This window comes from Bacillus sp. FSL R5-0585 (genome assembly GCF_038004545.1).
Lineage (GTDB): Bacteria > Bacillota > Bacilli > Bacillales > Bacillaceae_G > Bacillus_A > Bacillus_A cereus.
The window spans coordinates 2166770-2180464 of record NZ_JBBORJ010000001.1; the positions used below are offsets into that span (position 1 = coordinate 2166770).

Sequence of the window (13695 nt, forward strand, 5' to 3'; positions counted from 1 at the left end):
CTGAATATCTTATGTAGTAAATATTCTCTAAACAAAGAAAAAAGCCCTTTAAATGAAAAGGACTTTTTACATTTTTATATTTCCAGTTAATAACATATATATGGATGTGATAGCCGCAACAATAATTGCCCACATCACATACTTCTCTGCACCTACAAAGCAACGGTTCCCTTGTTCTTTTCTTGCAAATGTGTAAACAATAATTCCAATTCCATACACAATTGAAACGAGTAGTAAATTCTTTAAACCAGCTGCATAAAGAAGCCATACAGAGTAAATAGAAGCAATTAAAGCTAAAGCTCCGTTTTTTAATTTAGCGTCTTTTAGTTCGTTTGTAATGACTAATTTAAATTGGAATAACGCTGATAATAAATATGGTAATAAAATTGATGTTGATGCAATGAAATACATAATTTGATATGTTGATTCCGAAAACAAAACGATGATAAATATAATTTGGGCAACACCATTTGAAATCCATAATGCCATGTGCGGTGTTTGCTTCTTATTTGTTTTCGTAAAGACTTTCGGAAATACGCCATCTTTTCCTGCTACATGAGAAATTTCAGAAACAAGTAAAAACCAGCCAATTAATGTACCGACAAGTGAAGCAACTAATCCGATGTTAATCGCAACTGCACCCCATGGACCAACAACGTGCTCTAATACATGTCCCATGGACGGAGTTTCTAACACAGAAAGTTCGCCTCTTGTCATAGCTCCCATTGACAGGACAGAAATTAAAATATAAATGGACATTACTAAAATAAGTCCCAATACTGTTGCCTTACCAACATCTCGACTATTCTTCGCTCTTCCAGATAATACAACCGCTCCTTCAACTCCAATGAAAACCCAAAGTGTTACAAGCATTGTATTTTTCACTTGACCAAGTATAGCGGAAAGTGAGATCGTTCCTTCTCCCCAAAAATCATGTGTAAATGTGTCCCAGCGAAAGGCTGTTACCATTACAACAATAAATAAAACGATTGGAACTAACTTCCCTATTGTTGCGATCACATTCATAATAGAAGCTTCACGGATTCCAAATAAAATTAAAAAATGAAGTGTCCATAATAAAAGTGATGCCCCAACGATAGACGCAACATTATTTCCTCCTTTGAAAATTGGAAAGAAATAACCTAATGTACTAAACAGTAACATAATTGTTGCGACATTACCTAAGATTCCTGCTAGCCAATATCCCCAAGCACTATTAAATCCAATATATTCACCGAAACCAGCACGTGCATAACTATAAATTCCACCTTCAAGTTCCGGTTTTTGTCTTGCTAACGTTTGATATACGAGCGCAAGTGGAATCATTCCCATCGCTGTAATACACCAGCCAATTATTATTGCACCACTGTTTGCTCCTACTGCTAAATCATGCGGTAAACTAAAAACACCGCCACCAACCATTGTTCCAACTACTAATGCGATTAATGGAAAAAATCCTAACTTCTTTTCTATTTGTACCACCCCATCTGTCATTCTAGGTGTTATGTTCGTTCAACTATTAAAGTCACCTTTTTCTCTAATAGACGTTTCTCTTATATTTTTTCAGGAAAACATTACTTATTCTAAAAGAAAATGAGCAAAAATGGAATACTTTTTTGAAAAAATGTATAAGTATGCACAAAAAAACCGCTCATTTTGTAATGAACGGTCATTTCAAACATATAAATTTGTATATTTCTTGTAAATTTAACGAAGTAACTTCTCTTTTTGTAAAAATTGTTTTGCGACTTCTTCACTACTTTTACCATTTACGTTAACTTCATAATTCATTTTTCGCATTTCTTCATCTGTAATCTTTCCAGATAATTTATTTAATACCTTTTCAAGTTCAGGATATTTCTGTAACGTTTCTTTTCTTAATAATGGTGCTCCTTGATAAGGTGGGAATAACCCTTTATCATCTTTTAGCACTTTCAGTCCGTATTGCTCCAATTCACTATCTGTTGAATATGCATCAATTACGTTAACATCTCCAGATTCAATTGCGCTATAACGCAGCTTCGGCTCCATCGTTTTAACATTCGAGAACTTATAGTTATATAATTTTTGCATTCCTTTATAACCATCTTCACGATCAGCAAATTCCAATGTAAATCCTACTTTAGCTTCCTGCGCAACATTCCCTAAATCAGAAATTGTATTTATATTCTTTTGATCTGCTATTTTTTTCGGCATAGCTAGTGCATATGTATTGTTATACTCCATTGGCTTCAACATAATCATATTATATTTCTTTTCCATTCCAATGCGAGCCTGCTCATATACTTCATCACGATTTGTACTCTTTGGTTCTTCTTTCACGAAAGTAGATAAAGCTGTTCCTGAAAATTCTGGGTATATATCTACTTCCCCTGATTTCAACGCTTCAAATACAAATGCTGTTTTTCCAAGACCTGGTTTTAATTGTACGTGTAAATCTGTATCTTGTTCAATAAGCTGCTTATACATTTGAATTAAAATTTCAGGTTCTGATCCAAGTTTGCCCGCAATAACAATATCTTTCTTTTCTGTACTCCAAAGAAATGGAGAAGCAATCATTATACAAACAATACATATCGTCAATATAACACGCTTAGAAGAGCGTTTCGGTCGTTCAAGTATGCGAAGTACTATATCAAAGAATAAAGCGAGTAACGCGGCTGGTACGGCCCCTAAAATGATAAGTGCATGATCATTTCGATCTATACCTAATAGTATAAGCTTACCGAGCCCACCAGCACCAATGAGAGCTGCTAATGTAGCCGTTCCAACAATTAATACCATCGCTGTACGAATACCGGCCATAATGATAGGCAATGCAAGAGGAAGTTCTACCTTCCACAATCTTCTCCAACTATTCATCCCCATAGCTTTCGCGGCTTCTATTAGAGATTCATCTAATTCCCTTATTCCTGTATATGTATTTCGTAAAATAGGTAATAGTGCATACACAACTAATGCGATAATCGCTGGAAGTTTTCCGATTCCTACTAATGGAATTAATAGTCCGAGTAATGCAAGTGATGGCACTGTCTGCATTACTGCAGAAGTTCCTATTATAAATTCAGCCATTCGTTCTTTTCTTGTTAATAAGATGCCAAGTGGCACCGCTATAATTACTGCAAAAAATAATGAAATAAGCGATATTTGTAAATGCTCACTTAATGCAGTTAGTAATTCTATTTTTCGTTCTTGGAACGTTTGTATAAAATTAGTCACTGTTTAGCCTCTTTCCTTCATTTGTTCAACAATGTAATTGACAATATGACGACTTGTTAACGCTCCAATATATTGACCGTTTTTTTCAACTGGAACGACCTCCTCATCACGCACACGAACTAACGCTTCTTGTAAAGAAGAATGTAATGATAGCGCCTGCCCTTCTAATTGCACACTTTGATCAAGCGGCAATACATCTGCTATACTTTTCCCCTGATACCAAGTTCGTCCGCGATTTCCAATAAACTCCTCTACAAATTCATTTTTCGGATTATGTATAATTCCTTCTGGTGTATCTAGTTGAACCACTTTTCCTTCTTTCATAATACAAATGCGATCTCCAAGTGATAATGCTTCTTGCATATCATGTGTTACAAATACGATTGTTTTTTGAATCTTTTTTTGCAACTGTACAATATCCTTCTGAAGCTGTTCCCTACTTAATGGATCTAACGCACTAAATGGTTCATCCATAAGAACGATTTTCGGGTTTGCAGCTAATGCTCGCACGACACCGACACGTTGTTTTTGTCCTCCTGACAATTCATCAGGCATACGATTTCGATAAATATCCGGATCTAATCCAACCATATGTAACAATTCATCGACGCGTGCTTTAATTTCTTTTTTGCTCCATTGCCTCATTTCAGGAACAATTGCAATATTTTCAGCAATTGTCATATGAGGAAACAAAGCAATCTGTTGCAACACGTATCCTATATCCCAACGTAATTCGTTTATATTATATTGTTGAATATCTTTTCCATCGATTAAAATCGATCCTTCAGTCGTTTCGATTAAACGATTAATCATCTTCATTGTCGTTGTTTTCCCGCATCCACTCGGACCGATGAGAACAAAAAATTCTCCCTTTTTAATTTCTAAATGCAATGAATCCACTGCTTTCGTGCCATCTTCATACGATTTTGACACATGATTAAATTGAATCACAAATACAACTCCTTTAATGTTGTTTCCTTTATTTTGATGGAATATGGCATTCATTTCAAATGATACGCTTTTAAATTAAAAAAGAGCTCACATTTGAGCTCTAACGGTCGAACAATATTGTTTTCATAATAGCAGCATATTCGCGAACATACATTTTTCTCTTAGAACGAATTGGTGTTTCAGCAGCTAATGCCTCCATCTTCATGCCTAAACGCTTTGCAATTATTTTCGTTCGATATAAATGATACGTATTACTTACAACTACTGCATGTTTCACATTATATAAATCCATACTAAACTTTAAGTTTTCATACGTATTTGTAGATTGATCTTCTATTAAAATACGACTCTCATCTATACCGCGCGCCATTAAATAGTTTCTCATGCTGTGAGCTTCCGGTATATCTTCATCTTCTCCTTGACCACCTGAAACAATTACTTTCGATTCAGGATGGGAAAATAAATACTCCAACGCTACATCCAAACGATTTTGAAGAGATAAAGACGGTCTATCTCCAAATAACTTTGCACCCAGTATAAGAACGTACGGAGAGTGATAGCTCAACTTTTCACGAGCAACTTTGTTCATTCTAAACGTCATATAAATGATGTATAGTGGCGGTAATAATAAAATGATAAGAAAGATCCATTTGTTCATAAATAAGTTTGCACTCCCTTTCTTTTTATTATACAGAAAAAGAAAGGGCGGCAGAAGTGTTTTTTTAAACGATTGATTTATTAGAAACATTCGTCGCTACTTTACGTTGTGATAGTACATAATAAATAGCGATTCCTAATGAGAAGATCAATATGCAGCTTAATATGTAAAACGGAAGCACTACTCCGGCTTTAGATACACCCGCTGTAAACAGCATTAATAATACAATTCGTATTCCAGTACCAATTAGGCGAAATAAGCTGTCTACACGTCCCATTACTTCGTTTGGAATTTCCTCCATCATCAATACATTTCTCGCCACTCTTGTACCCGCATTTCCAACTGCATGAAAAATTGCAAGTCCATATAAGAAAATTACGGAAGGTTCAATAATCATTGCGGTAATTGAAATTACATAAATGAACATCGTCATAACGATTGAAACTTCTGTTTTGATATATTTCATTATGAGTGGAATACAGATTCCTGCAACAACCGCTCCAACACCGTACATCATCCCCTCTATTGCGTATACAGAGGCATTGGCTTTTAGTATATCCGAAATATAAACTGGTATTAAATAATTTGCCATCATAACACCTATAAACGGCATATAAGTGGCCAGTAAGAACCAAAAGAGCTTAGGACGTTTTTTCATAAAGTGAATTCCTTCAAACAATTGCTTCTTAAATGTTATTTTTCTTTTCACTTCTTTTTTCTTTACGTACGGTATACATAAGAAAAGAAAAAATGCTCCAGCAAAAGTTAACATGTCTACTAACAAAATCCACTTCAAAGATACAATTTCAATTAAGAAGCTCGCAGCCGCTCCAGAAATAACTTGTGTTAACTGTCCTTGTATTTCCATCGTTCCACTTAAACTTTTATAATGTTCTGCTTGAAATATCTCTTGGTTGAACGCAAATATTGTAGGATAAAACAATAAATAGTAGAATGATCCGGCTATATAAATAAGAATATAGTGAATAGAATGATAAGGTTGCCCAGCAAATCCCCATATAACCATTATTCCGATTACGGCTATTCCGATTCCTTCGTTACATAGCAATAAAGATTTTCTTGAAAAACGATCAATACTTTGCCCAATGAATGGTGTTAATAAAAACATAATGAGGGTTGCAATGATAGAAACATAACCAAATGTTGTCTCTCCTCCACTCTCTTTAATTAACAGCCAAGGAATCGTTATCATAACAATTCCGGAACCAATAGCAGATAGACTATTGGCTCCTAGAATGTAATACAAGCGAGAATCATGATAAAGTGAGGACATATCACTCCACTCCTAGTTGTTTTTTCACCTCTTTATATACGCTCATATATGCTTTTAATTCTTTAACTACATCATGAATTAATGGTTTTGCATCTTCCCCAAGTTCACCATCTTGCACATGTAATCCATCAAGCACAACTTGTTTTGGAATTGCATTTGCATAAACACCTCTAGCGACCGTTCGCATGCTGTTTAATGCATTTATTCCACCTTTACCGCCACCAGCAACCGCTAACAACGCAACTGGTTTATGAATAAATTCACTACTACTTAAGTAATCTAAAGAGTTTTTCAGCGCACCGCTCATCGCATTATGATATTCTGGTGTACATAATACAACCCCATCCGCAGCTTTCACTAACGTTTTTAATTTTTTTACTGCCTCTAAATCACGTTGTGACTCTTCTCCATTGTATAAAGGTAACTCCTCAATTGCTAAATCATATAATTCCCCTTCAAATTGATCCGCAATATATTTTGCCACCACACGAGTTCGACCAAATTTTCTTGGTGTACCGTTAATAACGACTAGTTTCATGATTATTTCTCCCCTTTGTTTTCAAGTTCTACTTATATATTATCAGAAATTTCTATACAAAACACAATATAAAGAGTTAACTTGTTTCATAAAATAGTATGATAAACAAAAAAGAACTCATACTTTCGTATGAGTTTTGTACAATTACTTTGTTTCATCTCTCATGCTCAATGTACCTAAACTTTCATTTGCTTCAAAATGATTATATGCTTTTTCCGCTAATCTTTTCCGTTCTTCTGGTAATTCTATATATTTCATTACGTTTTCAATTATTTTTTCGTACGGAGTAAACACAATTCCTGGCCACTCTACCTCATCTTCTGGATTACTATTTTCGGAAATAATAAATTTCTTATTTGCGACTGCATAAGACACGCGAGGTGTTTCAAGAATTCCTGATAAATAAAAATGAATATTTAATATAATTTTAGCTCTAGCAATCAATTCATTTCTAACAATTCCCCACGCATTATTTTTAAAAACTATATTTAAATTCGGGGCAATCGCTTTTAGATGATCAAAAATAGCTTGTCGCCTCGGATTAAGAGCACCAATAAACAGAATATCAATATCTTCAATAATCTCATCTTCAAACGCATCTTTTTTTATTTCCAAAGTTGGAGCGTAGTTCATTTCTACATGTTTTATTTCTTTTCCTACCCCTTTTTGTTTAAGCCATTCTATATTTTGTTTACTATAATCCCAAATCACTCTATCTTTTAATAATATTAAATAAAGGGGGTGCGCATATGGACTTCCTTCGTATAGCTGTTCTAAATTATAAACAATTGCATCTTTCGGAAGAAGGTTCGGGTTATATGCGTATGTATGTGCTCCAAAAACAACTGTATTCTTTACATTTTCCAGTATTGTTTCTGATATAATTACTGTATTTCCCTCCTGCTCCAACCTCCACTTTAAAGCTCGCGCAACATCTATGAAACTACCGTATGTCTTTGGGCATATAAAAAGACAATAATCATATTCTTTATTCAAATAAACTTCCATTAATCTTAAATTATTTTTATATAGATCTACATCCGGATGTTTAAGTACCAACTCATTTGCATGTTTTCTTGCTACTTTATATAATCCAGCATAATAAGCAGCGATGCATCTTCTTAATTCGATTCTTTCCCGGTCCTCATCTAATACATCCATGTTTAAAAGAAGATTTGCAATACAATACGCTTTTAAATGATCACGATCATAATAATAGTCTAGTAGTGGCATCAATTCTTCATACGTATTTCCATGCACCGATTCTCCTAGTTCAATCGCCCATCGTATTAATTCCATGATTACTCCACTACTCCTTTAATCGAAAATGTATTTAATAAAATTTCGCATTATTCTCTACTATATTTGCTATATGAAATGGAATCTTTTCTTTTATCGATTCCAAATACTTTTGCGACACCGCCCCTAAATGTTTTTTATGAGGTATATAGAAAGCACTAATAGAAATTTCATAGTCAAATAAGTAATCATACACATGATAATCTACAAATAGTAGATCATCCTTTGGAAAAGGAATTTCCTTCCCTTGCAGAGCATACATCAAAGCAATATTGTTTTGAGATCGTAATCGATACAACCTTGCAAGTTGGTATAATGGTTCAGCCCGGGTTGGTCTATATTCCCAAGCTTTTTGAAAATAAAAAACAGCTAACGCTAAATATTGCTCTTCTTGCCCTTTAACAGTTTCTTTTTCATCAGCATCTGTCACTTCATTTTGTTTATTTGCTGAACGATTTGCTAACTGCTCATAACAAAATCCTATTCGCAATAACGAATAGAATACCTCTTCAACCCATCCTCCTGCTTCCACACGTTTTTTATACCATTTAATTGAATTCTCAAATTGACTTAAATGAAAATAAGTCTGAGCTAAATAAAATAAATATCTTATATGCAAATCTGGCGTTGTTTCTGGGTCGTTTATTCCCTGTAACAACAACCTCTCATCTCTTTCAAATTTATCAGCTTTGCTCCCGCCATCTCCGGGATCATTCACGACAAGAGTCTCTAACCGAGCTACCCTCGTATTGTAATTCGCTCCAACTTTTGAACGATCTATATCCCAATACTCATGAGTAACACCGACAGATTTCCATGGTAAAGAAGCTTTTAAAAGACGTGTAAGCCAATATTTAATATGAACATCATATTGTAATGTAAGATAATGATCTTCCGTTAAGCTCGTTTTATCGAAATTCGGATCAACCTCTAAAATCATATCCGCATCTAATATTAATAAATAATCTGCTTCTGGGTATGTTTTTTGCGCTAACGAAACAGCTAAGCTTCTGTTATAACCAAAGTTTTTAAACGGCTCATGATGAACCGTCCCAGGTATCTCATTTTCCTTACACCAATTTTCAATAATTTCAGGCGTATTATCCGTCGATCCAGTATCACAAATAGAAACAAAGTCTACAATTGATTTTGTTGCATTTAAACATCTTTCCATAATTCTAGACTCATTTTTAACGATCATACAAAGACATAACTTTTTTTCTTCCTTTACAGACTTCACTTGCTCATTTCCCATTTAACCACCTCATATTTTATTAACACGCTCTTCTCATATGTAACAACACTTCTTAGCTATACTGATGACATAAGCACCCTTTTACTATTTATGAAAACTTCATTTTATTTATTCTTACTTTTATGTTGGGACATATTTCATGCAGCGCTTTATATTTGATACAATCAATACAAAAAACATAATGCGGGAATCCGTACATTTCAAAGTCTAAGAGGAGGTTAGTGTCATTTGTGACAAAAAAAACGATGATTGATTGGTATTTTTAAATTAGTAGTTTCTTAAACTATAAAAAAGAAACTTGCGCTTATGCACAAGTTTCTTTTCAAAAACATCCTTATTTTTTCACAACTTCATGTCCACCGAACTGATTACGTAGTGCTGAAACTACTTTTCCATGGAATGTATCATCTTCCTGAGAACGATAGCGCATAAATAATGACATAGCGATAACTGGTGCTGCAGCTTGAAGTTCAAGTGCAGTTTCAACAGTCCATTTTCCTTCTCCTGAAGAGTTCATTACACCTTTAATGCCATCTAGTTTCGGATCTTCTGCAAATGCTTTTTCAGTTAAGTCCATTAACCAACCACGGATAACTGATCCGTTAGCCCATACTTTTGCAACATCTTCATAATTGAAATCAAAGTCACTCTTATCTAGTACTTCAAATCCTTCAGCGATTGCTTGCATCATGCCGTACTCAATACCGTTATGAACCATTTTTAAGAAATGACCACTACCAACACGGCCAGCATAAGAATAGCCATTTTCTACTGCTAAATCTTTAAATAAAGGTTCTAATTGGTCGTAAATTTCTTTTTCTCCACCAACCATTAAGCAAGCACCGTATCTAGCTCCTTCTACACCGCCTGATGTACCGATATCTACATAATGTAATCCGAAGCTTTTTGCTTCTTCAGCACGGCGTAACGTATCTTTATAGAATGAATTTCCGCCTTCAATAACGATATCACCTTCATCTAATAATGGATATACATCTTTTAGTACTGACTCTACAACTTCTCCTGCAGGCACCATTACCCAAATTGTACGAGGAGCTTCTAGTTCAGCAATCATTTCTTTTAATGTATGACGTGCAGTAATTCCTAGTTTTCCTGCCTTTTCAACAAGCTCTTTATTTACATCGTATACAACTACTTCATGCTTGTCTTCATATAAGTGTTCAGCTAATGGAAATCCCATTTTTCCTAATCCAATTAAACCTAGTTTCATATTAATCAATCTCCTATTCTATACAAATATATTTAATATCGAAATTAGCCCAAGTGCTACTACAGATAATATAGTCTCCATTGCAGTCCATGTTAATAATGTTTCTTTCACAGTCATTCCGAAATACTCTTTAATCATCCAAAATCCTGAATCATTCACGTGTGATAAAATTAATGACCCTGCACCAGTTGCAAGTGCTAATAATTCAACATTTACACCTGGTGTGCTTGCTGCAATCGGCGCAACAATACCAGCTGCTGTCATCATAGAAACAGTTGCCGATCCAGTTGCAATTCGGATTAGTGCCGCAATTCCCCACCCTAATAATATCGGTGAAATATGTGATTCTTTCGCCATATCTGCAATTGTCGTTCCAATTCCAGAATCTAATAATACTTTATTAAATGCGCCGCCTGCACCAATCACTAACAATATGTTTGCAATAGGTCCAAGGCAATCATTTGTAAATTGTAACACTTTATCTTTTGAGAAACCTTTTGCATATCCAAGACTAAAGAAAGAGTAAATGGTTGCAATTAATAAAGCCACAATCGGATCTCCAATAAAGTGTAATACTTGTGCTAGTTGACTTGTTTTATTTAATGCAACTTCTGCTATTGATGCACCAAGCATAAGAAATACTGGAAGTAAAATTGTAAACAATGTATTCCAAAAGCTAGGAAGCTCTTTTTTATTATCTTTTTCAACAAATTGCTCCGCTATATCTAATGGTACTTCCTTATGTATACGAGCACCAATCCATTTCCCGTAAAGTGGACCTGAAATAATTGCAGTTGGAAGTCCGACAATTAACGCATATAAAATTGTCTTCCCTACATCTGCTTTAAAAATACCAACTGCCGCCATTGCCGCTGGATGCGGTGGAACAAGTCCGTGTACGACTGACAGTCCTGCTACTAGCGGAATACCAATTGTAATAAGTGATACCCCAGTTTCTAACGCAATTGTAAATACTAACGGAATTAATAGTACAAATCCAACTTGGAAAAATACCGGAATCCCTACTAAAAATGCAACGAACATCATCGCCCAGTGAACTCTTTTCTTCCCAAAACGATTAATTAATGTGTTAGCGATACGTTCAGCACCACCAGATTCGGCCATCATTTTTCCAAGCATCGTTCCTAGTGCTAAAACTATTGCTAAAAACCCTAATGTATTACCAAGCCCTAGTTTAATAGAATCAATAATCCCTGGATCTTTTGGTGAAGTTCCAATTAAAGGCATTCCCATTGCTAATCCTACACCAATTGCTGTTAAAATTAATGCGACAAATGGATGCCATTTTACTACCGTAATAAGTAAAAGTAGTATGACAACTGCCGCTAGTACGATCCCAACTACCATTTCTCCCAATCCCCCTATTGTTTACGTTGGAAAGCAGCTATACAATCAAATTCTTCTTTCAAGCGATTGTAAAGTCGTTCATACATATAAAACATTTCTAAATATATAGCCGTATTTTCTTTATTCGGTACATGGTGATGGACAATATCAATCCAATCCTTTACCTCTTCAAGAGAATCAATTTTTCCTACAGCATATAAAGCAACTGCCGCTGCCCCAAGCGCAGATGCTTCATGACTTTCAGGTACAAGCAATTCTTTTCCCATCATATCGGACAACATTTGTCTCCAAAATGCAGATTTTGCAAACCCTCCTGAAACTCGTATTTCAGTAAGTGGCCCTGTACAATCCCTGATTGCGAGTGCTACTGAATATACACTCATACAAACACCTTCCATCACTGCACGTATAAAATGTTCTCGCTTATGTTGAAGATTGATTCCAAAGAATGTACCACGAGCATTTGCATTCCAGTAAGGTGCGCGTTCTCCAGATAAGAAAGGTAAGAACAATAGCCCATCCGCTCCAGCTGGTACGCTTTCTGCATATTTAATTAATAAATCATAAGGATCAATGCCGAGCTTTCTTGCTACTTCTTGCTCTGGACTACCAAATTCATCACGTAACCATCTCAGTAATATTCCGCCGTTATTCGTTGGACCACCGATTACCCAGTGCTCATCTGTTAATGCGTAACAAAACGTTCTCCCTTTCTCATCTGTATTTATATTTGATGAGATTGTTCGAACCGCACCACTCGTTCCAATCGTAATTGCAGCCGCACCTGGTGATATCGCACCAACTCCTACATTTGCAAGAACCCCATCACTTGCTCCGATGACAATTGGTGTTTCTGCACTTATCCCCATCTTCTGTGCTAACTCTGGCTTCATACCTGATAAAATATATGTAGTTGGTACAGGGGTTGATAATTGTTCTGGTGACATATGTAACATAGTTAAAACATCTTCATCCCAGTTTAATGTTTCTAAATTAAATAACCCTGTAGCAGAAGCAATCGAATAATCAACTACGTAGCGTGAAAATAATTGGTAAATCACATACTCTTTAATGGAAATGAATTTATAGGCACTTGTATATAACTCTGGTTCCTCTTCTTTCATCCATAACAATTTAGAAAGTGGTGACATCGGATGAATCGGTGTACCTGTACGTCTATAAATTTCATGCCCATTCATTTGTTGTAATAATTTTTCTGATTGCTTCGTACTTCGATTATCTGCCCAAATGATAGAACGCGTTAATGGCGCACCATTTTCATCTACTGCAATTAATGCGTGCATAGCTGTACTAATACCGATTGAAGAAATATCTTCTGGTAATACATTACCTTTTTCAATGGCAACGCTTACACTTTTGTATACAGCGGCACATATTACATCAGGATCTTGCTCAGCCCATCCTACATTCGGTTGAATAATTGGGTAATCGATTGCATGTGATGCAATGACTTTTCCTTTTTCTGTGAACACAACCGTTTTTGTACTTGTGGTACCGATATCAATCCCGATTACTCTCCCCCTTGTTTCCATGCGAATCTTCCCTTCATTACTAGCAAAATACGATTTAGTAAACCGTTTACATGAATTAGTATATAAAATATTTTTTCATTTATCAAGTTATAAAAAGAAAATTTTTTTCATACCAAAAATAAATCCCCTCATTCCATTTCACTTATATACTAAATTTAGCTTTTCCATGCGGTAAAATTACGTTATATTCGTTACGCAATACACTCTTTCCTCTCATTAACAACACATACATAATCCTCCATACGTTCTACTTATTTGCTTGAAGAAAAAGTTGAAAAGCAATATTCATTTTTAGCGGTCACGTAACATCACCATCAAGCCAAGAAAAG

The 13695-nt window shown here is 35.2% G+C and carries 11 protein-coding genes and 1 pseudogene; 1 reads left to right on the top strand and 11 read right to left on the bottom strand.

The features are described from left to right. Nucleotides 1–66 precede the first annotated feature (66 nt). From MKY38_RS11055 to MKY38_RS11090, 8 genes are all read right to left on the bottom strand, one after another. The gene (locus tag MKY38_RS11055) at nt 67–1494 is read right to left on the bottom strand and encodes a basic amino acid/polyamine antiporter (RefSeq protein WP_000129444.1); all 1428 of its coding nucleotides are present in this window, start codon (nt 1492–1494) and stop codon (nt 67–69) included. Between the two features lie 213 nt (nt 1495–1707). Further along, on the bottom strand, nt 1708–3219 hold the full coding sequence (locus tag MKY38_RS11060; protein ID WP_000181014.1) for an ABC transporter permease/substrate-binding protein: 1512 nt from the start codon (nt 3217–3219) through the stop codon (nt 1708–1710). Nucleotides 3220–3222: 3 nt separating this feature from the next. After that, the gene (locus tag MKY38_RS11065; protein WP_000614069.1) at nt 3223–4170 is read right to left on the bottom strand and encodes an ABC transporter ATP-binding protein; all 948 of its coding nucleotides are present in this window, start codon (nt 4168–4170) and stop codon (nt 3223–3225) included. A gap of 100 nt (nt 4171–4270) precedes the next feature. Next, nucleotides 4271–4828: a YdcF family protein gene (locus MKY38_RS11070; protein WP_048558290.1), complete on the bottom strand. Its 558-nt coding sequence runs from the start codon at nt 4826–4828 to the stop codon at nt 4271–4273. A 64-nt stretch (nt 4829–4892) separates the two neighbouring features. Beyond that, nucleotides 4893–6122, bottom strand: a complete 1230-nt coding sequence (locus MKY38_RS11075) for an MFS transporter (protein ID WP_048558280.1) — start codon at nt 6120–6122, stop codon at nt 4893–4895. Nucleotide 6123: 1 nt separating this feature from the next. After that, on the bottom strand, nt 6124–6660 hold the full coding sequence (locus MKY38_RS11080) for an NADPH-dependent FMN reductase (protein ID WP_000780355.1): 537 nt from the start codon (nt 6658–6660) through the stop codon (nt 6124–6126). A 144-nt stretch (nt 6661–6804) separates the two neighbouring features. Next, the gene (locus tag MKY38_RS11085; protein ID WP_000420431.1) at nt 6805–7959 is read right to left on the bottom strand and encodes a hypothetical protein; all 1155 of its coding nucleotides are present in this window, start codon (nt 7957–7959) and stop codon (nt 6805–6807) included. Between the two features lie 34 nt (nt 7960–7993). Then, entirely contained in the window at nt 7994–9214 is a 1221-nt protein-coding gene (locus tag MKY38_RS11090; RefSeq protein WP_000526219.1) for a glycosyltransferase, read from the bottom strand. Nucleotides 9215–9353: 139 nt separating this feature from the next. Between MKY38_RS11090 and MKY38_RS11095 the strand changes: the two are divergent. Then, nucleotides 9354–9433, top strand: a pseudogene (locus tag MKY38_RS11095) (DUF2711 domain-containing protein); the annotation flags it as partial. Between the two features lie 115 nt (nt 9434–9548). Here MKY38_RS11095 and gnd read toward each other — a convergent pair. Genes gnd through gntK form a run of 3 tightly spaced genes read right to left on the bottom strand, consistent with a single transcriptional unit; the run spans nt 9549 to nt 13366 of the window. After that, entirely contained in the window at nt 9549–10445 is an 897-nt protein-coding gene (gnd, locus tag MKY38_RS11100) for a phosphogluconate dehydrogenase (NAD(+)-dependent, decarboxylating) (RefSeq protein ID WP_000765995.1), read from the bottom strand. Nucleotides 10446–10463: 18 nt separating this feature from the next. After that, nucleotides 10464–11813 carry a GntP family permease gene (locus tag MKY38_RS11105; protein ID WP_000260208.1) on the bottom strand — a complete coding sequence of 450 codons (1350 nt, stop codon included), beginning with the start codon at nt 11811–11813 and terminating at the stop codon, nt 10464–10466. Between the two features lie 14 nt (nt 11814–11827). Next, nucleotides 11828–13366: a gluconokinase gene (gene gntK / locus MKY38_RS11110; protein WP_000449999.1), complete on the bottom strand. Its 1539-nt coding sequence runs from the start codon at nt 13364–13366 to the stop codon at nt 11828–11830. Between the last annotated feature and the right edge of the window lie 329 nt (nt 13367–13695).

What these genes read in the sequence shown, in the direction of transcription:
- MKY38_RS11080 (WP_000780355.1), bottom strand. Translation starts at nt 6,660, where the DNA reads ATGAAACTAGTCGTTATTAACGGTACACCAAGAAAATTTGGTCGAACT.
- gntK (WP_000449999.1), bottom strand. Translation starts at nt 13,366, where the DNA reads ATGGAAACAAGGGGGAGAGTAATCGGGATTGATATCGGTACCACAAGT.
- MKY38_RS11055 (WP_000129444.1), bottom strand. Translation starts at nt 1,494, where the DNA reads ATGACAGATGGGGTGGTACAAATAGAAAAGAAGTTAGGATTTTTTCCA.
- MKY38_RS11090 (WP_000526219.1), bottom strand. Translation starts at nt 9,214, where the DNA reads ATGGGAAATGAGCAAGTGAAGTCTGTAAAGGAAGAAAAAAAGTTATGT.
- MKY38_RS11075 (WP_048558280.1), bottom strand. Translation starts at nt 6,122, where the DNA reads ATGTCCTCACTTTATCATGATTCTCGCTTGTATTACATTCTAGGAGCC.
- MKY38_RS11105 (WP_000260208.1), bottom strand. Translation starts at nt 11,813, where the DNA reads ATGGTAGTTGGGATCGTACTAGCGGCAGTTGTCATACTACTTTTACTT.
- MKY38_RS11070 (WP_048558290.1), bottom strand. Translation starts at nt 4,828, where the DNA reads ATGAACAAATGGATCTTTCTTATCATTTTATTATTACCGCCACTATAC.
- MKY38_RS11085 (WP_000420431.1), bottom strand. Translation starts at nt 7,959, where the DNA reads ATGGAATTAATACGATGGGCGATTGAACTAGGAGAATCGGTGCATGGA.
- gnd (WP_000765995.1), bottom strand. Translation starts at nt 10,445, where the DNA reads ATGAAACTAGGTTTAATTGGATTAGGAAAAATGGGATTTCCATTAGCT.